Raw genomic sequence first — 25962 nt, 5'->3', positions numbered from 1 at the left:
AAGCCTTTCTTGCGTTTGCAGGAAAGGCTTTTTTAGTGATTGTTTATTTTTCGATGATAAGTTTTTTGATAGAAACCCGCTTATCGGAGTCGGTTTTGATGAAATAAATACCAGCCGAATAACTACTCACATCGAATACTTCGTGTTGTTTTCCCAGTCCTTTTATATTTCTTGTTTGGATTATTTTACCGCCAACATCAATGATATTTATGCTTGAATTTTGAGATGTGCTACTCACAAATTCAACAAAGACTTGCTCGCTTGTGGGGTTGGGATAAACTTTTACTTGCTCTATAACAGCTTCTTCATCGGCTAATGGCTCTAAAACTGTAATCTTTGCACTACCGTTTACAATACCTATACCACACGAGTTTTTGATTTCTTTTATGCTGTAAGTAGTTGATTTTGTGGGTCTTACCTCAATCGGGAAAGGTGTTTTATTACAAATAAATGAGCGGCCGTCTGACAACTTTAATTCAATCGGTAGTTCGCCTGTGAGGTTTACGTTTAATAAAGTGCTGTCGCCTTTGAGCATCGAAACATCACCACTGATGATTGCAGTAGCAAGCGGGATAATTGTGACATTTATTTTGGCTCTTTTACTTTCACACCCATAACTATTGCTTTGGCTGACATAGTAGCTATAAGTACCTGAGTTTCCCGTTGGAGGAGTAATATTTAAAAATGGTTTTACGTCAAGTTCGCCAGTGTACCATTTTAGGTTTGTACCTGTGGCGGTTAAAGGCGATGTTTCGCTGTTTTGACAAAAACTATAGTTTTCTACAACAACTGGCGGCGACGGAGGGGTAATGATGCTGAATGGCCCCAGAACAGAACTGAAATATTCAGTATTTTTGGCGGCGACTTTTATACGATAACCCGTACCTGTTTGAAAACCAGGAGGAATTTGAGCCGAAAGTGTAAACAACGAAACTTGCGTTGGTAAATCGGTAAAATTATTACCTGTTGGGTCTGAAATTTGAATGACGAGTTGACTATTGCTCGAAAGTTTTCCAACTATTGATATTGATAATCTGATGCTTTGACCTTGGCAAATCGTACTGGTTGATAATGCTTCTGCTTGGATTTGTGGCTGAACTACATTGACTGATGCCGAGTTGCCTGTGCTACCTGTTCCACACATGTTTTTTACCGAAACTACCGAATAAGTTGTGCTTTCGGCGGGAGTTCGAGAGACTACGTATGAATTTTGTCGAAAATTCTCTACCAATGTTCCATCCGATAACTGAAATGACCAAGTGCCACTACCACCCAAACTTACGACCAAATCAGTACTTTCGCCAGCATTAATACTGCTTTTAGTACTTGAAATAGTAGCGTTGGGGTAGGTTCTGACCGCAAAATGCTCGCTTATTGGACTGATGGTTTCGGGGCGTGTGGCTGTTAGGCGAACACGATAGTCGTCGCCTTCGGGCAGAGAAAATGGCAGCTTGATGGCAATTTTATCAGCCACAAACTTTGATTCAATTCGTTGAAAGTTTTTGCCATTTTTATCCGAAATATCTACAAAAAGTTGATTGTTATTCTCAAACATTCCTTCTAAGTCGAAACTAATTTTTAGAGAATCTCCCACGCAATAAACCTTTTTGTCGAGTGTATTGATTGTAAGGAAATTAGCACTTCTTGCAGTAATCTGATATTCAGCCAGCGGAGAAAAACGAATAGCAAACGAAGCTTGCATTTTTTGATATTGTTGCTCGGTGAAGATATTACCACAACGCTGCTGATACGACATAATATTATCAATGGGTGGGCTGAAAGTTTCACCATTGGCATCTTGCAGGTCGGCAGGTGTTTTTTGGTCGCAATTATAAGCATAAATAAGTGGCAAACGCTCAAAAGGGTCGGCAGGAGTGTCGCAAAGTTGGTCGCCTGTTGTTACGCAATTTGAGCCGGCTCCACGAGTGACTAATTCTCTTTTGCTTATATCTGGGTTATTGCTATCTTGAAAAGTATGTAAAAGACCAAAGTAATGTCCAATTTCGTGGAGGAAAGTTTTGTTTTTTAGGTTATTGAAGTCGTCTTCGGTTCGCTCAAAGTATGAATAGAAAATACGATTAGTGCTGGCCGAATAGCTTGGCAAGGCTGCATATCCACTCAGAATAGTGAGGTTTTGGAGCGTAATATATTTGACAAAATAAATATTGATGGCATCAGAAACGTCGTTGGCTTGGCGAAGAGCAGCCTCATCGACTATTTTGAAATCAGCGTATTGGTCGTTTTTGATTTGATAGACTTTATCGTTGTAGAGATAAAGCTGGATATTGATATTTTGAAGATACGTATTGGCGTTATTGATTATCGCCCTCACATCTGATTCGCTCAAAAAACTACTGGCATTATTGGCCGATACTACATTGGCTTTTACCGCTACTCTATAATTGGTAATTGCTCTGCTATTTTTTTGTTGAGTAAACTTCTGAAATAGCTCAAGTAATTCTTTTTTTTGTGCTTCGCTTGGCGAGGGACTACCGCAGACAAATTGTGCCAATAGCATTTTGCCTTGCCCCGTCAGTAGAAGCATTGTAAGTATTAAAATTTTTACTTTTTTCATTTATATAAGGGACTCGCTCAATTTTTTCATCGTGACAACAGCGTGCATTTCATACAGCAAAAATTTTGCCGAAGGATTTTTTTTGACTGTATTTTTCCCTAAAGGTAACAAATTGATGGGTCTTGTAAGGAAATAGCAGCTAAGTTTTGAGTAAACTCGATGATATTTTATTGAGCGGTAAAATGAGAAAGCCCGTGCCAAAAATTACAGATAGGAGATAATTTTAAGTTATATAAAAGAGGTAGTGTATGGGATTTACACTACCTCTTTTGTATTTTATCAAAGCAAAGTCTTATATTTCTCTCTGAAAATCTGAAATTCTTCCTCCAGAAAGACCAGATTTTCTTGAAAATGAGTTAAATCTCCTGTTTTTGAAGGAACTTCGATGATTTCGGTAATGTCATGGATGCGTGCCAAGCCGATAGTTCCAGAGTTCCCTTTGAGGGTGTGAAGTTCTCTTTGAATAGTTTTTACATCATCGGGATACGCATTTTTGGCGTTTTGAATTTGCTCTTCGGCTTCTCGCTCGAAATCTTCAAAGACTGAAATTAGCATTTCTTCACCCACCATTTCTTTGAGTTGATTCACCACTTCCATATCAAAAGTTGGTAATGAAGGATTTATCGGGCTATTCGTATTTTGAGCTACCGATACTTCGACTGGTTTTGGCGTTTCTACTATGGTTTCTGTTTTTGTCTTTGCGTTTGGCACAATTTCATTCACTTTCTGAATTAGAATTGATGCACGAATTGGCTTCGGAACATAGTCGTCCATGCCTTCGTTCAAGAATCTTTCTCGGTCGTGCTGCATTGAGTAGGCCGTCATGGCAACTATCTTCGGCAACGAACTTCCGTATAATTCACGCAAGCGTTTGGTAGTTTCAATACCATCCATCTCAGGCATTTGAATATCCATAAAAATTACGTCGAAGTTGTGCTTTTCGCCAAAAACTTCAATGGCTTTTGCTCCGCTATCGGCCGTAATTACCTCACAACCAGCTTTTATCAGAATCTCGGAGGCAACCTTACGGTTTACTTGATTATCATCTACCAACAATATTTTTGGTGTATGACTACTGAAGAAATCGGTCAGTTTGATTTCGTTTTCGTTGTTTTCGCTCACGCTTGGGCTGATGGTTGTTGAGCGAACCTCAATCGTAAACCAGAAGGTGCTGCCTTTGCCTTGCTCAGAAATCACACCCATATCGCCTTTCATCAATCGGCAAAGTTCACGAGAAATAGCTAAACCGAGTCCCGTTCCACCAAATGATTTTTTGGTCGAATTATCTACTTGCTGGAAGGCCCCAAACAAAAGTTTTTGGTCTGCTTCCGAAATACCGATACCTGTATCCGTAATTTCGCCTCGCAAAACGTGGATTTTACCGTTGGAAGAGACCTTTGATAGTGAGATAGTTACACTGCCATTTTCGGTGAATTTGAGAGCATTTGAAGTAAGATTTGAGAAAATCTGCAACAAACGAGTTTGGTCGGCTATCAGATAGGCAGGCACATCTTCGGCTATGTGGTAGCTGACTTTGTTGTTTTTTTCGATGGCTCGTTGGCGGAAAAGTGCTACTAATCGCTCCAAGATTTCCTTAATATCGAGCGGAGCATTGTGTAAATCCATTTTTCCCGCTTCGATTTTCGATAAATCAAGAATATCGTTTAGAATTGTAAGCAAAGTCTCCGACGATTTTTTGATGGTCTGTACATAGTCTTTCTGCTCAGGGTTGAGTGGCGTTTCGTACATCAAATCTATCATACCGATTACTCCATTCATTGGCGTACGAATCTCGTGGCTCATATTTGCCAAGAATCTTTCTTTCACTTTGAGCGAGCGTTCGGCCTCGTCTTTGGCTATGAGTAATTCTTCGGCAGTTTTCTTTAATTCCGAAATATCACGAGCCACACCTTCTACCTCAATAGGAATGCCTTTTGAGTCCTTAATCATTCGTATATTAAGCATAAACTGGCGGAGTTCGCCATTTTTACGCTTTACAACTACCTCAAAGTTTGTAATACTACCCGCTTTTAGTAAACCTTTGATATTTTTCGAGCTATCAATGGCATTTTCAAAAAACTTGTCCACTTTATTGCCCATTACTTCGCCCACGCTGTATCCCGTGTGAGTTAGCACCGACGGAGAAATCATGGTGATATTTCCGCCCAAATCGGTTCGATAATAAATATCAATGAATGATTCGATGGTATCTCTAAACTTCTGCTCACTTTTTTGGAGCGTTATCGTCGAATTTTTCTTATCAGTGATGTTTTGGGCAATGCCAGAAACCTCTTCCACTTGTCCACTTTCTGACGAAAGAATTGGATTCAAAAAAAACTCATACCAATCGTCGCCACCGTCAATATTTCCCCAGTGCATTTCAAAATACTGTGGTTTTCCTGTGAAAGCCTCGTTGTATTTTTCACGTAAAATTGGGCGGTCTTCGGGCGAAATAAGTTTCCAACCGAGCTTTTCGATGCTCATGTTGATTTCGGGTAAAGTTCCCAAGTTTCGCTGAATCAGATTGACGTAGTTTTTGTTGAAAGAACTTAGCTGTCGCTTCTGATTTACGGTCCAGATTACGTGTGAACCACTATCAAAAACTGCATTCAGGCGAGAAGTTTGGCGAAGTAAATCTTCTTCTTTTTGTTTACGAACGAGGGCAACTGCTACTTGCCCCGAAACGAATTCGAGCAACTCTAAGTCTCTGATATTGAATTTGTTACGGTCGCTGTACGACTTTACGCCGATAACGCCCGTTGTGCGGTCTCCTACATGAAGCGGTACGCAAAGCATGACTTCGGGGAGTGACGAACCATAGAAGTAAATTTTATCAACTTCGACGAGTTTCTTGATGTCTTCATTCGACAAAAACAATGGTTTATTTTGCACCATTGAATACTCTACGATTCCATTTCCGAGTTTCCGACGGTGATAATTTTCTTCGGTTTCGGAGTATTCATCAATAAAATAGGGAAAATGAATCGTACCTTCGTCGGGTTCAAAAAGAGCCACGAAAAAGTTATTGGCCTGCATATTTTTCTGCAATTCGGCATGAACTTGTGTCAAGAATTCTTGCAGATTTGGCGTATTGAGGTTAAGCTGTGCGATAGTATAATAAAGCTGTTGAGCTTTTTCGGCACGTCTTCGTTGGGTAATGTCACGAAACAAGCAACGGAACGCCGTGGGTTTGCCGTTCTCAAATCTACAACTAATATCACCCAGTAAATAAACTCTTTTTCCTTCTTTGTTTCGTACAACTGTCTGAAAATCAACTACTTGTTCGTCTCCATCTTTGATGCGTTGGAGTGTGTCGAGGGTTTCATCAGCAAATTGCGGATGAAGCATCTCTCGAAGCGTAAGTTGCGAAAGTTCGGCATCAGAATATCCAAAAGCTTCACGAAAAGCAGTATTTACAAACAAAAAACGCCCACTCAACGATAGCAACATGATGATTTCGGAGGTATTATCTACCAAATCTTGTAGCTGGTCGATGCTTTGTTGGTGTTCGGTTTGTGAAAGTTGTACTTTTAGCTTTTCGATTTCGAACAAAAGTTCTTCGTTGGATTTTTCTGTGAGCATACCGCAAAACAATAGAATTAATAATGCGGTAAATATAAGAAGAAAGGAGGAGTATAGAAATTTTCAAGTATAATATAGGTTTACTTGGCTGTTTAAAAATAAAATCTTTGAGATTAAGAGAGAATATGTTATGTTGCGAGCAATATAATCTTTAAAAATATGGAAGATGTCATAAAACGATTGATTGAATATGAATCGGAAAGTTTCAAATTAGATTATAAAACAGAACAATATCAATTAGGTAAAAATCCCAAAAAAGGAGAATTACTCAAAGATATTATGGCTTTTGCAAACCATCTTTCAGATGATGATAAGTATATAATTATTGGTGTTAAAGATGGGGTAGAGAAAACAATTCTTGAAGTAGATAATCCTATTGACGATGCCAAATACCAAGAATTTATCAGAGAGTATATTGAACCAGCTATTAATTTTGAGTATAGGTCGATAAAGTATGGTGATAAGTTGATAGCTTATTTTAGAATCTATGATAATGCAGATAAACCATATCTCTTTAAAAAAGATTTTAAAATAGAAAACAACGTACAACAATTCAAGCGTGGTGATGGATATGTTAGAATTGGCTCATCAACAACAAAAATTGGCAGGAAGGAAATAGATGATATCTATAATTATAAATACCATTCAAAAGATAGAAAAAGTGACATAGTTGTAGTTCCTACAATAAGAGAGACAACAGATGAGTACTTATCGGGATATAAATGTATTGATTTAGATATAATAAACAATTCTAATAAATCAATTTGTTGTGATGTAGAAATGAGGGTTTATAAAAATAAAGACTGCGAGTTACTTTCAAAAGTTGACCTTAAAAGGTATCTAAAAACAAAAGAAAGGAAGAATTCTTCATCTCTCTTTACTCCTTATTCAATAGGTTTTGAGACTATGGACGCAGATATTTTTAATGTTACCTATAAAAATTTAGAATTTGAGGTTTTTGTCAAATTGAAAAAACGAAAAAATGAAGCTTCTGCAATTCGAATAGCTCAAAATTCGATTAAGAAGGACGTCTTTTATCAACATTTAATTTACATTCCTGTAAATAGCAAACCATGTAAAGTTGATGCAACTATTACTGTGAGAAGCGATGATTTTATAAAAGGTTCTTTAATTCAAAATATATCATTTGAACTTACTTAACTTTTATCAACCCTCCAATTCCAATTTCTTACCTTTACCTGCACCTTTCGATTGTTTGATGCGGTAGTTGAGCGTTAGGTTAAATTGGCGTCTTCTGAATTGTGAACTGCCTTCGGTACGGAAGGTTGTGCCTTCGGTAATGCTTCTAAATTTGCGGGTATTAAATACATCAAGTACGCTAAAATTGAGTGTTCCGTTACCTTTCAGAATATCTTTACTGGCCGATAAATCGAAATAATAAAGTGGTAGGCGAGTGCCTTGTACGGTCTTTTGTTTGGCTTCGTAGTTGGCTCTTAACTGCATATCTAAGCCTTTTGGAAGCGAAAAACGTGAGGTCTGACGCACAAACCAACTGTTGGTTTCACGTTTGTAGGTTTTGTCAATATTACTACCATCAATTTCGGCATGGAAAAGGTTAAAATTGAAATCAAATTTCCACCATTTGGCAAGATTATACTGGCTCGTAAATTCTACGCCGTAGGCTTGTTCGCCCAATAAGTTTTCTGGTCGAGTGCTTGCAAATCCTGACGCATTTACTTGACGGATACGCTCGATTTTTCCATCTGTATCTCGGTAGTAAACCGACGAGCCAAGTGAGCCTTTATCGAAGTATTTGATGTGTCCGATTTCGTAAACATTGCTAAATTCAGGATTTAGATTTGGATTTCCGCTAAAGAAATTTCGATTATCAGAAAACGTTGAAAACGGACTCAAATCATTATAAAATGGACGACGAACACGGCGACTATAACCGATTTGGAGTGAATTTTCTTGCGGTAAAGCATACGTCAAATGCACACTCGGAAACAAATTTGCGTATTTACGTGGGTTTACTTCGTTGGTTTCTCGGAGGGTTGTTTTTACATCTGTCCATTCGGCACGTAACCCTGCTTGATACGAAAACTGCTTAGTTTTATTTCCCAAAATGGCATAAGCGGCATGAATGTTTTCATCATAAATAAAGTAGTTTTTTAGTCCTGGTACAACCACAAACTGCCCTTGTTCGTTTTTTTGATTTACAACATAATCATTCACCATGTTTCGGAAACTACTTCTTGCACCTGTCTCAAATTTTCCCTCTTTTCCAATGGGCTGCACATAATCAATCTGAAACAACCATTGTTTTTCGTATTCATCATTTAAGGAATTCTGAACCAATGATTTCGAGGCAATCGGTGTTTCGCTTGGCGTGAAATATTCTTGGGTGAAAAGTTGGTTAGAGCTTTCCCAGTTATCTAAGAAACGTACTTCGGCGTTGAATTCTTGGCCTTTTTTTGCGTAAGTTTTCTTGTAACTCAGTACATATTCTGAGTTTGGTTCGGTTTCTCGTTCGTCTTGCTTACGCTTGCTAATGCCCGTCAGATTTGTATTGGTAAAGGTATAATCTTCGTAGCGTAAATTGGTGATTCGGCGAGCCTTGCTTCGGCGATAAAGGTAAGAGGCCGTAAGCGTGTTTTTATCATTGAAAAAATAATCAAGCCCGCCTCTGATGTTGGTATTGAAACCCAAGAGTTCGCCATTATTTTTTTGTTTTAGAAAAAATGTTGTATCGTTACTTCGACGCTCTTGATTAATGGACGAAACATTGGGACGAATATTATAAGCGATACTATAATTGACAAAAAAGTTAACTTTTCGGTGACGATAATTGATGTTTGCCGCTCCGCCATAATTTACTGGTTGTCCCGTAATTATATCAAAAGAACCATTAAATCCTTGTTTTTGGTCTTTTTTCAAGACAATATTAATAATTCCTGCCATACCTTCGGCCTCATAACGTGCCGATGGATTGGTAATTACTTCCACTCGCTCAATCATGCTTGCTTGTAGCGATTGTAATCCTGCACCGCCTTTGAAACTTACTAAACCTGATGGTTTTCCATCAATCAAAATTCTTACGTTATCGCTTCCACGGAGCTTTACGCCACCATCTGGGTCAACCGAAACCGATGGAATATTGGTCAGAATATCCGAAGCAGACCCACCCGCATTCGCCAAATCTTTTCCGACATTGAAAACCCTCTTGTCGAGTTTCATTTCCATCGAACTCTTCTCGGCTTGCACCACAACTTCTTTCAAGGCATTGGCCGATGACTCTAATTTTATTTTTCCAAAATCATGCGTTGGGTTTTCTTTAGTAACCGAAAAACTGGCAGTTTTGGCATTTTTATAACCCATGTATTCAATCTCAACCACATAATTTCCGTAAGGTGCAGGAATCGAAAATTCGCCTTTATCGTTTGTGATATTTCCTGTAACGAGCTTATTATCAGAGCTATTGGAAATACGAATACTCGCAAAGCTCAATGGCTCGCTTGTGGTAGCATCAACAATAATTCCCTTTACTTGTGCTTTCGTATTGGCTTGGGCAAAGAGCAAGTTTTCGACAACAAAAAGCAGACTTAAAGACAGTAAAAACGATTTCATTTAGATTGAGTTTTGAATAGATAGGATAGTACAAATTAAGGCATGAAAGGTGATATTTTATTAATAAATATACATCTGAGACTTAAAATCCTATAAATTGGTAGAATTACTCGACTATTTTGTTTGTCAAGTAGGCATAGAGAAGTAGTTCGCTGTTTGCATAGATTTTCACGGCGATTCATTCTGTGTAAATCTTAAAATCAGTGCTTCCGTGGTAAATAAACTCAAATTTTACGTTTCAATAATAATGATTCTTCCTTCAGAATATTGGCTTGCTTTAAATTAAAATTGGTTAAGAAAAACTAAGTTTATAGGCTTAGATTTATCTTAACCAATTTATTGATTTTTTAAATATTTGATAGTTAATAGATTGATTTATTACTTTTTATGCTCCAGTGCATAATGTCTTCTGAGCATATCTTCGCCAAAATCATTCGTAAAATCTCGGACAACTGTATGCACATGATTGGCATTGTTTTGCGTATTGTCATATTCAATCAAAAGTACATCATTCTGAATTCTGTAATAATGCCCTTTGCCTCCATATTGCTTTTCGCCCATCCAAACAAAACGCAATTTATCTAAGCCCGCTTTTTCAATTTTATTCATAAATTCATCAGCAAAACCAAAAGGATAATTTTTTACATAAAGACTAACTATTTGCATCAATTTTATTTGTTGCTCTTTGGTCATATCTGTGTATAAAATACCTTCTTCGGGTAATCTGCCAAATTGCTTACTATTAAGTGTAAACATATCATAAGGAGCAACTGGTGAGGCAATCGCTTTTTTTAATTGTTTTTCATCAAATGAATTTAATAATTCAAAAGCAAAATTACATTCGTTCTTTAAAATTTGATAACCTTTTTGTTCTCCACTTGGCACAATCGCAGGATTATTTCCCATGAAAAGCGGTGTTCCTGATACAATTTTATTGTTTTCAGAAGTAAAATTGAGTGATAAATGATGTCCTTCTACACGCCATCCCCAAAAGCTTTTAGCATCTGGTTTTCCAAAAATCGTAAAATAATATTTCAATGGATTTCGACGGTCGCTGTTGGGTATATTTTCAAGTTCTTTCAAGATAATTTCCAATTGAATAATAGCAATGGCTTTTTCTTGACCTTGCTCACTTAAAGTTGACTTTAATAAATTCATGGCTGCCGCTTTTTGTACATCAGTCATTGATTTTAACCATAAACCATTGCGTTCTTTCGGAATAAAATACCAATTGCTTCGCTCTTCCGATTCGTAAGGATAATTGATGATGGCGAGTTGCTCTTTATCTAAAGTAGCCAAAAATGCTTTTGCAGCAGCCAAAGAACCTGCCGAACTGTTTTGTGCAAAAGAAATGGTGTTAAAACAGGTGTAAAATAAAATAACAAAAATAAGATTTTTCATTGTTAAAATTTGAGGTTGAATAATCTATAAAGATAAGTGATTAAGAATTTAAAATGGAGAATTGTAAATTGAAAATTGATTAAAAATATCACAAAACCTAAATAAAAAATTTGAGGTAAGTATAAAAAGAAAGACGTAATTTTGACCTATGGAAAAAGTAAAAGCAAAAAAACACCTCGGCCAGCATTTCTTGAAAGATTTAGATGCTGCTCAGAAAATCGTCAATCTGCAATCGCTGCATGGTGGATACAAAAAAGTATTGGAAATAGGCCCAGGAATGGGAGTTTTGACCCAATATTTATTACAAAGAACTGACTGCGAGACTTTTGTAGTAGAAATTGACCGTGAGTCTGTGACTTATCTCAACGAGCATTTTCCGATGCTCAGAGGCCGTATCTTCTCGGAAGATTTCTTGCAAATGAATCTGAGTAAGATTTTCGGTACCGAAAACGAGCCTTTTGGCATCATCGGAAACTTGCCGTATAACATTTCTTCGCAGATATTCTTCAAGGTTTTAGAGCATAAAGATTTGGTGCAAGAAATTGTATGTATGCTTCAAAAAGAGGTGGCTCAACGCATTGCTTCTGGGCCGGGGAAAAAAGATTATGGTATTTTGAGCGTGTTTTTACAGGCTTATTATGATATTGAATATAGTTTTACGGTTTACCCAGAAGCCTTTATTCCACCACCAAAGGTTGATTCGGGCATTATTCGTTTGAAGAGAAATAGCGTAGAGAAACTGGACTGCAACGAAAAGAAATTTGTGCAGGTTGTAAAGGCTGGTTTTAATCAACGACGCAAGACACTCCGCAATGCACTCAAGCCGCTGGGTTTGAATTTTGAGCATGATTTGCTAAACAAACGTGCCGAACAACTGGGCGTGGCTGATTTTATTTTATTGACTAATTTGTTTGCCGAAAATGCTTAGTAAAAGTCTCGAACTCAAAGACTAAAAATACATACACAGCCTACATAAGAATTGTAAACTGAAAGACTGAAAATGACAACTTTCGAGCTAACCAAAGAGTATTTAGAGAAAATAGAAACTGCCATTGAGCAAAAAGACGAAACCTTGCTCAAGGCCGAGATGGAAGAGTTGTATCCTGCCGATATTGCCAGTATATTGCTCGAACTTGATGGTGAACCCGCTCACTATTTAATGACACTCGTCGATACCGAGATGGGGGCCGAAATCTTGTCGCACATTGAGCCAGACGACCGCAAACGATTTATCAAAGAGCGTTTTACGGTCGAAGAAATTGCCAAATACGTCAATCTTTTTGATTCCGATGATGCCGTTGACTTACTCAACGAACAAACTATTGAAGTACGTGAAAAAGTAATTGCCCTCATCGAAGACCGTGAGCAAGCACGATTTATCTTGGATATGTTGCATTATCCGGAAGACGTGGCGGGCGGTTTGATGCAAAAAGAGTTGATAAAAGTAAATGCCAATTGGACGGTCAGTGACTGTGTGGAAGAGATTCGTCGGCAAGCCGAAGATGTCGAAAAAGTTTATGCCGTTTACGTGGTTGATGACGAGCAGAAATTAAAAGGAATTGTATCATTAAAACGTATTATTTTAGCTCGTAAAAACACCAAAATTGAAAATATTTTTGATGAAGAAATAGTTTACGTAGAAACCACTCGCCCAGCCGAAGAAGTAGCCGAAATCATGCAACGCTATGACCTTGACGCAATTCCTGTCGTGAATACTTTGGGGCGTTTGTTGGGTCGAATCACGATTGATGACGTGGTCGATTTTATTACTGATAAAGCCGAAGAAGATATTCAGGTAATGGCGGGTATCACGGGCGAAGCCGAGGAAGACGATAGTGTGTGGCAATTGGCAAAAGCTCGTTTGCCTTGGTTGATAGTGGGCGTAATAGGTAGTTTATTGGCCGCCACAGTTATCGGGAGTTTTGAAGATGAGTTCAAAAAAGTAGCGGCACTGGCGGCTTTTATTCCAATCATGGGTTCGACGGGCGGAAATGTGGGCATTCAGACCTCCTCTTTAATTGTGCAGAGTTTGGCCGAAAAATCAGGTCTAACGACCAGTTTGGGGCAACGTTTGTTTAAAATTATTTTGGTTGCACTTGTAAACGGCATTATAATTGGCTCATTAGCAGGACTTTATATTTATGTCAGTGGCGAAACACAACTGTTTTTTGTTGTGTGTTTATCGCTACTTTCGGTGGTGGTTTTGGCTTCTTTTACGGGTACAGTCACGCCACTTTTATTGGATAGATTGGGTATAAATCCTGCCATTGCTTCAGGACCATTTATCACAACAGCCAACGATATTATCGGTATTGGTACTTACTTGATGATTGCTAATTTGCTCTTGCATTTGTAGGTTTTTGACAAAAGAAGTAAGACAATAGATTTTTAAAATATAAAACTATCGACCGCCGTCTGTGGACAGTGGACTAAGATTATGATTGCAGTAATACAAAGAGTCACTCAAGCATCAGTAACGATTGATAATGAAATAAAAGGCCAAATTGGCTTGGGATTTATGATTTTATTGGGGATAACTCACTCAGATAATCAAGAAGATATTGAGTGGTTATCGAAGAAAATCGTAGGCCTACGAGTATTTGGCGATGAAGAAGGCAAAATGAATTTAGATATTAAATCAGTTGATGGAAATATCCTGCTTATTAGTCAATTCACACTTCACGCCAGTACAAAAAAAGGAAATAGACCTTCGTTTATTGAAGCCGCTCGCCCTGAAATTGCCATTCCACTCTACGAAAAAATGATTGCCCAATTGGAGTTTGATTTAGGAAAACCAATCGAAACTGGCACTTTTGGTGCTGATATGAAGGTTTCGCTGCTCAATGATGGTCCCGTAACGATTATTATTGATTCTAAGAATAGGATTTGAAATAAAACTTTTTGTAGATTTGTTCAGAGTATAATCAATCAAAAATCACTTGTCAAATGGTCAAGGAAGTCAAACCTCCGTTATCTAATATACAGATGGAATTGCTCAAACTATATTCGGTAGGAGTTGATGAGCAAACACTCAAAGAATTGAAAAAAGAAATGGCTCTTTTTTTCTTGAAACGTTTACGTTCGCAAGCTGATGCGATTTGGGTAGAAAAGAAGTATTCGGATGATACCTTCAAAACATTAGAATAATGCCCAAGTTAAGAGTTGTTTTAGATACAAATGTGGTCTTGCGAGCCATTTCGAGCAAATCAAATTTAGCGAAACTATTAGATAAATTATATAGCGAAGAATATGAAGCAGTTGTAAGCACTGAAATTATACTTGAATATGAGGAGAAAATAACTCACTTCTATGGACAAACTATCGCAAAAACTTTTCTTGAGTTTCTAATAATTCTTCCCAATACTCTGCGAATAGAACCTTTTTTTCAGTTGAACCTTATCACAAATGATGTTGACGATAATAAATTTGTTGATTGTGCTTTTTCAGCCAATGCTCATTATATTGTTACCGACGATAAACACTTCAAAGTTTTGAAAGATATTGATTTTCCAACTATTCCTGTTATTAATGCAGAAGATTTTAAAATTTTGCTCAATAAACTATAATTTTTACTTCATCACCCATCCCAAAGTTATATGAAAAACAAAAAACTCTTATTACTCTCATTCCTAATTCTAACAACCCTCGCCCAAGCCCAACAAATCAGATGGACGAAAGATGGCAATGCTTACACACGCACCGAAGGTGGCGAAGTGGTAGCTTATACTTTGCCAACGCAACAAAAAACTACTTTAATTACCAAAGCCCAACTCACGCCCAAAGGTGCCGAAAAACCTTTGAATGTAAGAAGCTATACGCTCAGCAATGACGATTCAAAAGCCTTGATTTATACCAACACAAAACAAGTTTGGCGATACGATACTCGTGGCGATTATTGGGTTTTAGACCTCAAAACCAACGCTTTATATCAACTTGGGCAAGGTAAACCTGCTTCGTCGTTGATGTTTGCGAAATTTTCGCCCGATGGCTCGAAAGTAGCTTATGTGAGCGAACATAATTTGTTTGTGGAAGATTTGGCAACAAAAAAAATCAAAGCCTTGACCACCAACGGCACTCGCCGAATGATAAACGGTACTTTCGATTGGGTGTATGAAGAAGAATTTGCGTGCCGTGATGGCTTTCGTTGGAGTCCAGATGGGAAAAGTATTGCTTACTGGCAAATTGATGCCACCAAGATTCGTGATTTCTTGATGATAAATAATACCGACTCGATTTATTCGTATAACGTGCCAGTTGAGTACCCAAAAGTGGGAGAGAGCCCATCGCCATATAAGATTTTAGTGGCAAATATAGCTACTGGAAAAACTTTACAGATGAGTATCGACGGTGACCCGCAACAAACCTACGTGCCACGCATGGAGTGGGTGCCAAACACGAATGATATTATTATTCAACAATTGAATCGTAAGCAAAATCAGAGTAAAATCATTATCTGTCAGGCATTTACAGGCAAAACTAAAACCATTTCTACCGAATCAGACGAGGCTTGGATTGACACAAAAGAGCGTTGGGCCGATGAACAAGAAGGCTGGGAATGGCTAAAAGGTGGTAAAGAGTTTTTGTGGGTAAGTGAAAAAGATGGCTGGAGACATATCTATAAAATGGATTTGAATGGAAAAGAAACATTGCTTACGAAAGGCAATTATGACATCGTGCATATTCCGTTGATTGATGAAGCTAATGGCTATGTATATTTCACTGGTTCACCACAAAATGCTCTACAAAATTATCTTTTCCGCATCAAATTAGATGGTAGTGCCGAAATGCAGCCAGTTTTACCAAATGCTCCTTCAGGAACACACAATTATGTGCTTTCGCCTAACGGAAAATTTGCTCGACATTCATTTTCAAGTGCGAATATTGCCCCAATGACCGAATGGATAACTTTAGCTGACCATTCGCCATTGAACGAAAAAGAGAGTATTGTTTCAAAATTGGCTAATCTGAAAATAAACAAGCGAGTAGAGTTTTTTAAAGTAAAAACCGAAGATGGAATTGATATTGAGGGTTGGATGGTGAAACCTGTCAATTTCGATTCTACGAAGCGTTACCCGATTGTATTTAATGTTTATGGCGAACCAGCCGCAGCTACTGTAAAAGATTCTTACGGAACGGGCATGAATGGACTTTATAATGGCGATATGGCGAAAGATGGCTACATCTACGCTTCGGTTGATAACCGTGGAACGCCACTACCTCGTGGACGTGCATGGAGAAAAGCTATTTATCGCAAAATCGGTGTAGTGAATATCCGTGACCAAGCGATGGCGGTGAAAGAAATCAGAAAATGGAAATACGTTGATACTACTCGTGTGGCGGTGCATGGCTGGAGTGGGGGAGGTTCTTCGACCTTGAATTTACTTTTCCAATATCCTCAGTTTTATCAGACTGGTATTTCTGTGGCGGCCGTTGGAAATCAACTTTGTTATGATAATATCTATCAAGAACGCTACATGGGACTTCCACAAGAAAACCGTGAAGATTTTGTGAATGGTTCACCCATTACGTATGCTAAAAATTTGGTCGGAAATCTATTGTATATTCACGGAACGGGTGATGATAATGTTCATTATCAAAATGCCGAAATGCTTGTCAATGAACTAATTAAGCATAACCGCCAGTTTCAGTTTATGCCTTACCCAAATCGTAGTCACGGGATTTATGAAGGCGAAGGTACTCGTAAGCACTTAAATACGCTCTTTACTAATTATTTGAAGCAAAACTGCCCTCCTGGTGGGAGATGATATAAGTGTTAGAACGCAGATTATTAAGATTTTTATGATGATGTATGATAATCATAATTAATCATAAAAATCCGCTAAATCTGCGTTCTAATATTATTTTACTCAACCAACCCACTCGCTCTCACATTTTTTCCTTTTCTATTAGTAAGGTCATCACCGAGGTCTTCTCTGGCTTCTTCGGCAATTTTTTGTAGTTCAGCTATAATTTCTGGATATAGTTTTTGTACATCATATTGCTCCGATGGGTCACGGCGAAGGTCGTAGAGTGCCATTGGTGTAAGTACATCTTCGGGGGCATTGCCTGCAAAACCATCATTTCCTGGCAATTGATTCATGTACGAGCGACCTTTATGCTCAAAAACTAATTTCCAATTGCCCATTCTCACGGCTTCCAACGAATTTTTGCGGTAATAATAGTAGAATATTTTTCGTGGGCTTTCACCTAAATATCCTTCTAATAATGATGAAATATCAACTCCATCTATCTTCTGGTTTGGTAATTTTGTACCAGATATACGTGCAATTGTTGGCAGAATATCAATCGTTGAAGCAAGCTGATTGCAAACCACTCCTTCGGGCGTTATACCTTTCCATCGCATAATGCACGGTACTCGTTGACCTCCTTCAAAACTTGTTCCTTTTCCTTCTCGCAATCCACCCGACGAACCTGCATGATTGCCAAAGTTTAGCCATGGACCATTATCACTCGTAAAAATCACCAGCGTATTTTTATCCAAACCATTTTCTTTCAAAGTTTTCATTATCTCTCCTACCGACCAATCAATTTCCATCATCAAATCGGCGTAAAGACCTTGCTGACTTTTGCCTTTAAATTTATCCGAAACTGCAATTGGCACGTGGGGCATCGAATGAGGTAAATACAAGAAAAATGGACTTTTTTTGTTTTTTCTGATAAATTCTACCGCTTTTTCGGTGTAAAGTGTCGTAAGTTTTGCTTGGTCATCGAGGGTTTTTATTTCCTCTTTTTTATCATTATTCTGAATCAACAGAAGCACAGGATAAACAAATTTATTTTGATTCGGTTGTGCAGGAGTACCATCAAAATTTACAGGCCACATATCGTTTGAATAGGGTAGCCCAACGTATTCATCAAAGCCATGTTGCAATGGCAAAAACTGCTTTTGATAGCCCAAATGCCATTTACCGAAAATTCCTGTGGCATAACCTTTTTGTTTGAGCATTTCGGCAATCGTGGTTTCGTTAGCATTGATTCCATTTTTGCTATATGTCATCAAAGCTCCTGAAATACCAACTCGATTAGGATAACAACCTGTAAGCAATGCCACTCGTGAAGCACTACAAACTGCTTGAGCTGCCAAAAAATTAGTAAATCTGATGCCCTCGGAGGCCATTTTATCAATATTTGGCGTGCGATAATTGACAGCACCGTAGCAACTTAAATCGCCATAGCCCATATCGTCCATGAAAATCAAAATGATATTGGGCGTTTGCTCTTTTTTGGGGCTACTACTTTGTAGTAATATGATGGCGAGAAGCGACAAGAAGATTTTTTTCATAGATTATTTTACTTTAAAGTGTAAAAAAAGCTTCCCGAAAGCTGTAAATTTCAAGAAACTTGATGTCAGTGTACTCACTAACATCAAGTTGGATTAATTTCAGATTGATGTTGGGTCGCCTTTGCGATTAAGAATGATTAATTGAAGATTTTTGCAAGAAAATTATTTTCAAATCTTCAATCTGAAATCTTTAATCTTCAATTGTGACTAACAGATTTTACACATTCCCAACTTCGGGGTGTTTCCATGGCCCACGGTATGGTCTTCTGAGTAGCGTATTGGCTTCTTTGTCGTTGACAACTTCTCTTTTTTTCGGGTCATAAACTAACGGACGACCTAATTTCATTGACATATTGGCCAAAATACAACTGGCAGTTGAAATATGTCCTTCTTCAATATCGGCAATCGGGCGTGAATTATTTTCGATGGCATTCAAGAAGTCCAACATGTGCAGACGAGTAGCAGGTGCGGCATTCAATTCTATGCGTTCTTCGGTCAAATCTTCTGGATATTTCTCTTTTTCGTAAACTACATCTCTTTCTATTTTTTCGCCTTTACCTTGCGGTACGAACCTGTATTTCATGGTGCTACCAAAAAGTGTTCCTTTATCACCATAAAGTATAAATGCCCAAGGATAATCATTATTAGCAGGCGTTCCCCACGAGCGGTGTTGCCAAACACAGTTCAGTTCATCATATTCAAAAACTGCCGATTGTGTATCAGAAATATTCGATTTTCCTTCTTTTTGTACATAAATTCCTCCTTGCGAACTCACACGTTTTGGCCAACCGAGTTTGAGCATCCATCTTACGGTATCAAGCATGTGAACGCACATATCGCCCACGATACCATTGCCGTATTCATTAAAAGTTCTCCACCAACGAATGTGCGGCAAACCATCATACGGACGCATCGGAGCTGGGCCTGTCCACATTTCGTAATCGAAAAATGCTGGAACTGGCTCAACTGGCGGGTTTCCGTTGTTTCTCATGTGGTAGTAACAGCACATTTCTACGTGCGAAACTTTCCCCAAAAGTCCAGCATCAACGATGTTTTTCTTTGCTTCAATCAAGTGTGGTGTGCTTTTGCGTTGTGTACCAACTTGCACTACCTTATTATATTTTCGGGCAGCCGCTATCATTGCTTCTCCTTCAATAATATCAACACTGATTGGTTTCTGCACATAAACATGAGCCCCCGATTTCATGGCTTCGATAGCGTGCAGAGCATGCCAATGGTCGGGCGAACCTACCAATACAATATCGAGTTTGTTTTCGGCCAATAGTTTTCTGTAATCACCGTAAAGTTTCGGAATTTGCTTCGATTCTTGTCTTTTGGCTACCAAATCTCCCGCTGCTTTCAGTATATTTTGGTCAGGGTCGCAGAGAGCAACTACATCGACTGAGGCTACTTGTATGAGTCGGAAAAGGTCACTTTTGCCATACCAACCTGTACCGATTAAGGCAACTTTATAGGTTTTGACAGGAGTAAAAACAGGGTTGGCCTTCGTGCCAAGTGTCGATAAGGCAATCGTGGCCGAAACTCCCTGAATGAATTTTCGGCGATTGAGATTAAGGGTTTCCATTTGTTTTTTATAGAGGATTGAATATGATACGAATTGTATTATCCAAATATATTTTATTATCCGAACAAAGACAAATTATATAGATATAGAGCATAAAAAACAGGACGATAGTGCTTATTGAAACAAAAATCTGGTGTAAGATGGGGGAAAGCTAAAAAAGAGTTGTCTTGATTAAAATGGCTCAAAAGCCAAGACACTTTACACAAAATTATGAAAAAGCATATAGTTATTACAGGGGCAAGCTCGGGGCTTGGTCGAGCCTTTGCTATTGCCTTTGCCAAGCGTGGACATCATCTTGTTTTAGTGGCTTTACCAAACGAAAATCTCTCTGAATTTACTGCAGATTTACACAAAGATTATGGTATAAATGTCGAATATTTTGAAGCCGATTTGAGTAATTTTTCGATGATTGAAAATTTTGCTAATTGGCTGAAAAACAACGAGATATGTGTTAATGTTTTGGTAAATAATGCAGGTATTGGTGGCTCAAAATCTTTCCAAGAATCTGAAACTGAGCAACTCGACAGAATCATTCAAGTAAATGTAAAAGGAACGGCAATTCTGACTCGAAGTTTATTGCCTTTTTTGCTTCAAAATACTAACTCTTATATTTTAAACGTTGCAAGCATTGCGGCTTTTTCACCGCTTCCTTATAAAATGGTGTATCCTGCCACTAAGGCTTTTATTTATTCGTTTTCGTTGAGTTTAGGTTCTGAATTGAAAGAAAAGGGTGTAAAAGTTTGTGTGGTCAATCCGGGGGCTATGCCTACCAACGAGGATATTCGAAGAAGAATAAAAACACAAGGTTGGCTTGGCCGCATCAGCATAACCAGTACCGAATATGTGGCCGAAAAAGCCATAGAAGGGGTTTTTTCTGGTAAAACAATTATAGTTCCAGGTTTGGTAAATTGGTTTAATTATTGGATATTTAAGCTCGTTCCGTGGTATTTCATCGAGCCACTCGTCAGTCGAATTATTCGCCGCGAATTAGTGGTATCAGCTTCTTAATAAAATTACTTTATCAGTCTCTTGAAAAGCTACTCTATGAAACAAATAAAAATATTTATCATATTGATAGTCAGTAGTTTACAGCTATTGGCCCAGAAGTACCCTTCACCACCTGCATCGCCCAATCGTTTGTTTTATATTCAACGGAGTAATAATGCTCATACAGTTGTTTATGATGCCAATTTTGTAAACGCTAAGACATTTCATCATGAAAACCCTGTAAATGTATATTGGATTAGATATGATGAAACAACGCATACACAAAAGCTAAATGCAGTAGAAAAAGCACTTGCTTACGGTGTAGAAGTTGAGCGAAATGCCAAAGAAAAGGATAGTTTTGATGTAAAAATTGTGGCACTGAAAAAACGAACGCTGAAAGTGAAAATCAATGACTCAGGGAAGCCAATTGCAACAATGCAAATAAATGGAATTGAAGGGCAATTATGTAAGGTCTTTGTACAACTCGAAAACGAAGATGCTTTAAAACCAACCGTAAAATACATCGAACTTTTTGGTAAAAACCTTTCTACGGGCGAAGCTATTTATGAAAAATTTGTACCGTAATTTGGCAACAACTACTTTAAAATCAAAGCGATTTATACAATTTTCGGTTCTACAAAAGCTGTTTGTTTTGCATATTATACATTATTCTTTTGAAGCAAATCTATCGTTTCTAATCCATAGTTCTCGTGGCGAAGCAAATGTGGTATCTGTTTCTACCAACGTATAATTATTGTGTAGATATTGCCAAAGCTCATTGAATGGTTTCACTTGAAAATCACCCTCCGATAATTTCAAAAATGTTAGAGATATGTTTTCATTTTTAATAAAAGCAACAGGTTTATAGGTGGTAATATCTTCAAGATATGCCTTACGGTAGATAGATTGGGCTTTTTCAGTATTTGAGTATATCGTATGGGACGAATGAAATAATCTGGTACCCCTGAGTAAAGAAAAGAATCCAAAATATTCACCTTTTTCCCACCCCCATATAGCTAAGCGTTCATTGGGAACTGTGTATTTATCTAATTTTTGACAAAATGGGTCATTTTTTAGAAAAAAACTCCTTCTATCAATTGCCAAAACTCCATTGTGTTTTAGGTCGTTTACTTCTTTATCAAGATTAAAACTACGTACCCAAAAAAATACAATCATGATTGAAAATATAGCTTTAGGTAGTATCTGAATTTTTGAGTTTTGAAAGAAAGAAAACGACCAAGAAAAGCAAGAGATGATGGGTATTAACAAAAACCAAGCATAGTGATAATAAGGATATTGAGGCTTAGCTATTGTATAAATACTAACGAGTAGATTTAAGAGTAAGAAAATAGATAAAGTTTTGTTTTGTTGGATAATATTATTTTTGGTATAAAGAAAATAAATAAACTGACCCAAAAATAGGGCGATAAATAAAGATAAGAAAGGGGATAGATAAGGAACCTCTACAAAAAAGTGATAGATAATGCCTAAAAAACTATAATTACGATTCAGATGTTTCAGATTATTGAATAAATAAGCATTTAGAAAATATTCAAAAGCATTGTTTTGATAAATAGAAATAAAAGTAATGAACGGAATAACTAAGACTCCTAAAGAAAAGAAGGCAATCTTTTTCCATTCTTTATCTCTTACTAACAGAAATAAAATATATAATGAATAAAAAGCCGCTAACACAACCGATTGCAGTTTTGCGAAAGGGGTTATTCCAACCAAAAGGCCAGAGAAAAATAGTAAGAATATGCTTACTCTTGAGCCATTAATGAGATAAAGCGTGGTAGAGAATATTATAGATAATAATAAAAAGGGCAGACATTCGCTTGAAAATATGATAAAATCTAATTCAGCGGTTTCTCTACCAACTCGACCTGCACCCAAAAAAGCAATCGTAAAAACGGTTAATATTCTAACATGTTTTTCATTGAAAAACTTACAAAGGACATAGTAGTTTAGGAAAAAAGATGGTAAAATTAATACATTGCTCAAGAAAAGACGCATGGTTGTATAATTTAACCCTACTTTGAAATAATATAAGATAGTCAATAACCAAGAAGAAAAATAGCCAGAAGTATTATTATCAATTGATTTCCACGGTTTAAATTCTTTCACAAGATTAGCTGCTCCAGTCAACCACTCACCTTCATCTCCATTTATTTCAGAATATAAATAAGAAGGGAATCTATTGATATTATACAGAACGACTAAAGAAGCAAAAAAAAGAAAGTTTTTATCGCTTTTTTTATACCAAATTAAGTAGATATATCCGATGAAAGTGAGAGCATTTAAAATGTAGTACTTGTCATCTAAGTGATAATATATACTGCTTAATAAATTATAAAATACTCCAGGGAAATCAATAATTTTAGGCTCCATTTATGCGGTTATATAGCTTAATATTAAGTTAAGGTTTAGTGATGATTAATTAGTAAAAAACGTGGTATGGCTGAGATGTTATTGCCTAATTTGAATTAAGTAGTGTTACGTTTTTTTTGGTTTAATTTTAAGCAAATATATATTGTAGAATTGATAATACGAAATGTGGCCCTTTAAGACCACATTTCGCTGAGTAGAGAAAATTACATTATGGTTTTTATTTCTTCAAATATTTATTAAACCAATTGATGTATCGCTCAAAACGGTCTTTTTGATAACTTGGATTCGTAATTCCATGAAATTGGTCAGGATAAATAATCAATTCAGTCGGAATCCCCAATGAACGGAATGCTTGATACATTTGCTCGCTACCCACCGAAGGAACATTAAAGTCGCTTTGTCCAACCATAAACTGAGTAGGAGTTTTGATACGGTCAGCTTTTAAGAATGGATATGAAAGGGCAATATATTTGTCGAAATTCTTCCACGGAGAGCCTAATTCATGCTCATATTGCAAAATATATTGGTCAACACCATATAATGAAGAAATCAACGACACTCCCGCACCGCTGGAAGCTGCTTTGAAACGAGTATCAGTTGCAATCGTGTAGTTTGTCAAGATTCCACCATAACTCCAACCACCAATGCCCAGTTTTTCGGGGTCAGCAATACCATTTTGAACTACATAATCGGTTGCCCCCAAAATATCCAATACTTCTTTATTACCCCAATCGGCCGAAATAATTTTACAAAAATCTAAGCCTCGGCCACTCGAACCACGGTAATTAACTGCAACAACGGCATAACCCGCTGCCGCCAACATTTGACGAGACATATCATAACTAAATTCATCTTGTGCCACTGGTCCTCCGTGAATAAACATCAAAGTTGGTAATTTCTGACCTTTTTGAGCCATCGCAGGCAAATAAAGCAAGTTTGAAACCGAAGCTCCATCTTTACTTTTTGAGGTAAAACCTTCAACCGTTGCCAATGCTAATGGTGCCAAAAACGCATCTTGGTGTTTGGTGAGTTTTCTGACAACTGCTGCTTCAATAGCATATAGTTCGTTCGGTGTTTGTGGGTCGCTCATGCTTGCAAGCAAGTTTCCAGAAGTATGTCTTTCTATACCCGTAAAACTTCTGTTTCCGCCTACAAACTTGGTCATTTTGCCATCTACCGCCGAAAAATTAGCAATGTATCTCGTACGGTCGTCGGAAACAATGGCGAATATCGAAGTTCCGTCTTTGCTCCATCTTGGGCTATTAACTGGGCGGTCTAAAGATTTACTCAAGAGTTTTGGTTCGCCACCATCTTTCGATACCGTACATAAAATCGACTGGTCGTACATAATATAACTTTCGGCCGAAGTGGTGCGTAAATAAGCAATTTGTTTGCCGTCTGGACTCCATTCGTGGGCATAATCTTGACCAGTAAAAGTCGTGATTTGTTTCATTGTTGCGTTTGGTTTCGCATCAATTACCCAAATATCAGTGTTTTCATTGCGGTCGGGGTCTTCGGTGCGATTGCTGATAAAAGCGATTTGCGTTCCATCGGGCGACCATTTTGGTGAAGTTTCATCATAAATCCCCTTCGTAAGTGTGTCAATTTTCTTGGTTTCGAGGTTATAAAGGTATAAATGCGTAGTTTTTTTCATTAAATAACCTTCCACATCTTGCTTGAAATGAAAACGGTCGATGACAATCGGTTTTGGTGATTTCGACTTTGTGGTATCGGCATCATTGGTGATTACTAAGGCAATTTTTTTACCATCGGGCGACCACGCATAATCCGATAAATCACCTTTTTTAATATCGGTTAATTGCTTGGCTTCTCCGCCACGGCGGTCCATGAGCCAGATTTGGCTACCCGTTAGGCCATTTCTTGAAGAAGTAAATGATAAATATTTCCCATCGGGACTCCAACGAGGTTTTGATTCTCCATCGGGCGAAAAGGTAAGTTGGATAGATTCTTTTCCATCCCATGATTGCATCCAAATATCAGAATTTCTCTTGTTTTTTACCGAATCAACACTTGAAAGCGAATAGGCTACCCAATTACCTTCGGGTGAAATTTGCGGGTCGCTCAAGCTTTGTAAACGATAAACATCAGAGGGTTTGAGTTGTCTTTTGGCAGGAGTTGTTTGTGCAAAAGTACCCAAACTGATCGCTAAAACTGCAAATAGTACTGTTTTTTTCATGCTTTGGTTATTTGTTGATTGGTGAAATGGTTGATTAGTTATTGGAAAACTGGTTACTGGTAAACTTGTGAATTGGTTATTGGAAAATTGGTTACTGGTAAATTGGTGGACTGGTTATCTGTAAATTCTCTTGTCTAAGAAAAAGCCTGTAAGGCTTAAACTTGAATAGCCGTAGGCAACGCCTACGGAATATTTATAATGTGATGATGCAACTCTGAAGGAGTTGAACATATTATTGTATTTTGTTTAACCCCTTCAGGGTTATTTGCTACCTTCATTTCTTGTTTCCGTAGGCGTTACCTACGGCTATTCGTGTTTAATCCTTTCAGGATTTTTAATCTTCATTAGTCAAT

At 37.6% G+C, this 25962-nt stretch carries 17 protein-coding genes; 9 read left to right on the top strand and 8 right to left on the bottom strand.

The window, feature by feature from the left end; translation table 11 throughout:
• Positions 1–43 precede the first annotated feature (43 nt).
• Both IEX65_RS01865 and IEX65_RS01860 read right to left on the bottom strand, forming a co-directional pair.
• On the bottom strand, positions 44–2575 hold the full coding sequence (locus tag IEX65_RS01865) for a T9SS type A sorting domain-containing protein (protein ID WP_188764071.1): 2532 nt from the start codon (positions 2573–2575) through the stop codon (positions 44–46).
• Positions 2576–2854: 279 nt separating this feature from the next.
• Positions 2855–6157: a PAS domain-containing hybrid sensor histidine kinase/response regulator gene (locus tag IEX65_RS01860; protein WP_188764069.1), complete on the bottom strand. Its 3303-nt coding sequence runs from the start codon at positions 6155–6157 to the stop codon at positions 2855–2857.
• 159 nt (positions 6158–6316) lie between these two features.
• Between IEX65_RS01860 and IEX65_RS01855 the strand changes: the two genes are divergently transcribed.
• A complete protein-coding gene (locus IEX65_RS01855; protein WP_188764067.1) occupies positions 6317–7318 on the top strand; it encodes an AlbA family DNA-binding domain-containing protein in 1002 nt (333 codons plus the stop codon).
• A gap of 6 nt (positions 7319–7324) precedes the next feature.
• Here IEX65_RS01855 and IEX65_RS01850 read toward each other — a convergent pair whose 3' ends face one another.
• Together IEX65_RS01850 and IEX65_RS01845 are read right to left on the bottom strand one after the other, a co-directional pair.
• Positions 7325–9745: a TonB-dependent receptor gene (locus IEX65_RS01850; protein WP_188764065.1), complete on the bottom strand. Its 2421-nt coding sequence runs from the start codon at positions 9743–9745 to the stop codon at positions 7325–7327.
• 378 nt (positions 9746–10123) lie between these two features.
• Positions 10124–11146 carry a DUF3500 domain-containing protein gene (locus IEX65_RS01845; RefSeq protein ID WP_188764063.1) on the bottom strand — a complete coding sequence of 341 codons (1023 nt, stop codon included), beginning with the start codon at positions 11144–11146 and terminating at the stop codon, positions 10124–10126.
• Positions 11147–11294: 148 nt separating this feature from the next.
• Here IEX65_RS01845 and rsmA point away from each other — a divergent pair, with 148 nt between their 5' ends.
• From rsmA to IEX65_RS01815, 6 genes are all read left to right on the top strand, one after another.
• Entirely contained in the window at positions 11295–12074 is a 780-nt protein-coding gene (gene rsmA / locus IEX65_RS01840; RefSeq protein WP_188764061.1) for a 16S rRNA (adenine(1518)-N(6)/adenine(1519)-N(6))-dimethyltransferase RsmA, read from the top strand.
• 72 nt (positions 12075–12146) lie between these two features.
• Entirely contained in the window at positions 12147–13502 is a 1356-nt protein-coding gene (gene mgtE, locus IEX65_RS01835) for a magnesium transporter (RefSeq protein ID WP_188764059.1), read from the top strand.
• Between the two features lie 81 nt (positions 13503–13583).
• Positions 13584–14036, top strand: a complete 453-nt coding sequence (gene dtd / locus IEX65_RS01830) for a D-aminoacyl-tRNA deacylase (RefSeq protein ID WP_188764057.1) — start codon at positions 13584–13586, stop codon at positions 14034–14036.
• Positions 14037–14092: 56 nt separating this feature from the next.
• Positions 14093–14293: a DUF8507 family protein gene (locus IEX65_RS01825; protein ID WP_188764055.1), complete on the top strand. Its 201-nt coding sequence runs from the start codon at positions 14093–14095 to the stop codon at positions 14291–14293.
• Positions 14293–14712: a putative toxin-antitoxin system toxin component, PIN family gene (locus IEX65_RS01820; RefSeq protein WP_188764053.1), complete on the top strand. Its 420-nt coding sequence runs from the start codon at positions 14293–14295 to the stop codon at positions 14710–14712. Before IEX65_RS01825 ends, IEX65_RS01820 begins: the two co-directional genes overlap by 1 nt.
• Positions 14713–14742: 30 nt before the next feature.
• Positions 14743–16911: a S9 family peptidase gene (locus IEX65_RS01815; RefSeq protein ID WP_188764051.1), complete on the top strand. Its 2169-nt coding sequence runs from the start codon at positions 14743–14745 to the stop codon at positions 16909–16911.
• Positions 16912–17009: 98 nt separating this feature from the next.
• Here the strand turns inward: IEX65_RS01815 and IEX65_RS01810 are convergent, their stop codons facing one another.
• Positions 17010–18449, bottom strand: a complete 1440-nt coding sequence (locus IEX65_RS01810; RefSeq protein ID WP_188764048.1) for a sulfatase family protein — start codon at positions 18447–18449, stop codon at positions 17010–17012.
• A gap of 217 nt (positions 18450–18666) precedes the next feature.
• A complete protein-coding gene (locus IEX65_RS01805) occupies positions 18667–20034 on the bottom strand; it encodes a Gfo/Idh/MocA family protein (protein WP_188764046.1) in 1368 nt (455 codons plus the stop codon).
• Positions 20035–20244: 210 nt separating this feature from the next.
• Here IEX65_RS01805 and IEX65_RS01800 point away from each other — a divergent pair, with 210 nt between their 5' ends.
• Both IEX65_RS01800 and IEX65_RS01795 read left to right on the top strand, forming a co-directional pair.
• Positions 20245–21042, top strand: coding sequence for an SDR family NAD(P)-dependent oxidoreductase (locus IEX65_RS01800; RefSeq protein ID WP_188764045.1), 798 nt, complete (start codon positions 20245–20247; stop codon positions 21040–21042).
• A gap of 36 nt (positions 21043–21078) precedes the next feature.
• Positions 21079–21606, top strand: coding sequence for a DUF4833 domain-containing protein (locus tag IEX65_RS01795; protein ID WP_188764042.1), 528 nt, complete (start codon positions 21079–21081; stop codon positions 21604–21606).
• Between the two features lie 81 nt (positions 21607–21687).
• Here IEX65_RS01795 and IEX65_RS01790 read toward each other — a convergent pair whose 3' ends face one another.
• Positions 21688–23412, bottom strand: a complete 1725-nt coding sequence (locus tag IEX65_RS01790) for a hypothetical protein (RefSeq protein ID WP_188764041.1) — start codon at positions 23410–23412, stop codon at positions 21688–21690.
• 217 nt (positions 23413–23629) lie between these two features.
• Positions 23630–25609, bottom strand: coding sequence for a S9 family peptidase (locus tag IEX65_RS01785; RefSeq protein ID WP_188764039.1), 1980 nt, complete (start codon positions 25607–25609; stop codon positions 23630–23632).
• Between the last annotated feature and the right edge of the window lie 353 nt (positions 25610–25962).

The organism is Emticicia aquatilis (assembly GCF_014644295.1).
Taxonomy (GTDB): Bacteria; Bacteroidota; Bacteroidia; order Cytophagales; family Spirosomataceae; genus Emticicia; species Emticicia aquatilis.
The sequence above is the reverse complement of the archived record's forward strand: the minus strand, read 5'-3'. Positions and strand labels throughout refer to the sequence as shown.

Excerpts from the sequence above, each read along its gene's own strand:
- IEX65_RS01865 (WP_188764071.1), bottom strand. The coding sequence starts at position 2,575 with ATGAAAAAAGTAAAAATTTTAATACTTACAATGCTTCTACTGACGGGG.
- IEX65_RS01860 (WP_188764069.1), bottom strand. The coding sequence starts at position 6,157 with ATGCTCACAGAAAAATCCAACGAAGAACTTTTGTTCGAAATCGAAAAG.
- IEX65_RS01855 (WP_188764067.1), top strand. The coding sequence starts at position 6,317 with ATGGAAGATGTCATAAAACGATTGATTGAATATGAATCGGAAAGTTTC.
- IEX65_RS01850 (WP_188764065.1), bottom strand. The coding sequence starts at position 9,745 with ATGAAATCGTTTTTACTGTCTTTAAGTCTGCTTTTTGTTGTCGAAAAC.
- IEX65_RS01845 (WP_188764063.1), bottom strand. The coding sequence starts at position 11,146 with ATGAAAAATCTTATTTTTGTTATTTTATTTTACACCTGTTTTAACACC.
- rsmA (WP_188764061.1), top strand. The coding sequence starts at position 11,295 with ATGGAAAAAGTAAAAGCAAAAAAACACCTCGGCCAGCATTTCTTGAAA.
- mgtE (WP_188764059.1), top strand. The coding sequence starts at position 12,147 with ATGACAACTTTCGAGCTAACCAAAGAGTATTTAGAGAAAATAGAAACT.
- dtd (WP_188764057.1), top strand. The coding sequence starts at position 13,584 with ATGATTGCAGTAATACAAAGAGTCACTCAAGCATCAGTAACGATTGAT.
- IEX65_RS01825 (WP_188764055.1), top strand. The coding sequence starts at position 14,093 with ATGGTCAAGGAAGTCAAACCTCCGTTATCTAATATACAGATGGAATTG.
- IEX65_RS01820 (WP_188764053.1), top strand. The coding sequence starts at position 14,293 with ATGCCCAAGTTAAGAGTTGTTTTAGATACAAATGTGGTCTTGCGAGCC.
- IEX65_RS01815 (WP_188764051.1), top strand. The coding sequence starts at position 14,743 with ATGAAAAACAAAAAACTCTTATTACTCTCATTCCTAATTCTAACAACC.
- IEX65_RS01810 (WP_188764048.1), bottom strand. The coding sequence starts at position 18,449 with ATGAAAAAAATCTTCTTGTCGCTTCTCGCCATCATATTACTACAAAGT.
- IEX65_RS01805 (WP_188764046.1), bottom strand. The coding sequence starts at position 20,034 with ATGGAAACCCTTAATCTCAATCGCCGAAAATTCATTCAGGGAGTTTCG.
- IEX65_RS01800 (WP_188764045.1), top strand. The coding sequence starts at position 20,245 with ATGAAAAAGCATATAGTTATTACAGGGGCAAGCTCGGGGCTTGGTCGA.
- IEX65_RS01795 (WP_188764042.1), top strand. The coding sequence starts at position 21,079 with ATGAAACAAATAAAAATATTTATCATATTGATAGTCAGTAGTTTACAG.
- IEX65_RS01790 (WP_188764041.1), bottom strand. The coding sequence starts at position 23,412 with ATGGAGCCTAAAATTATTGATTTCCCTGGAGTATTTTATAATTTATTA.
- IEX65_RS01785 (WP_188764039.1), bottom strand. The coding sequence starts at position 25,609 with ATGAAAAAAACAGTACTATTTGCAGTTTTAGCGATCAGTTTGGGTACT.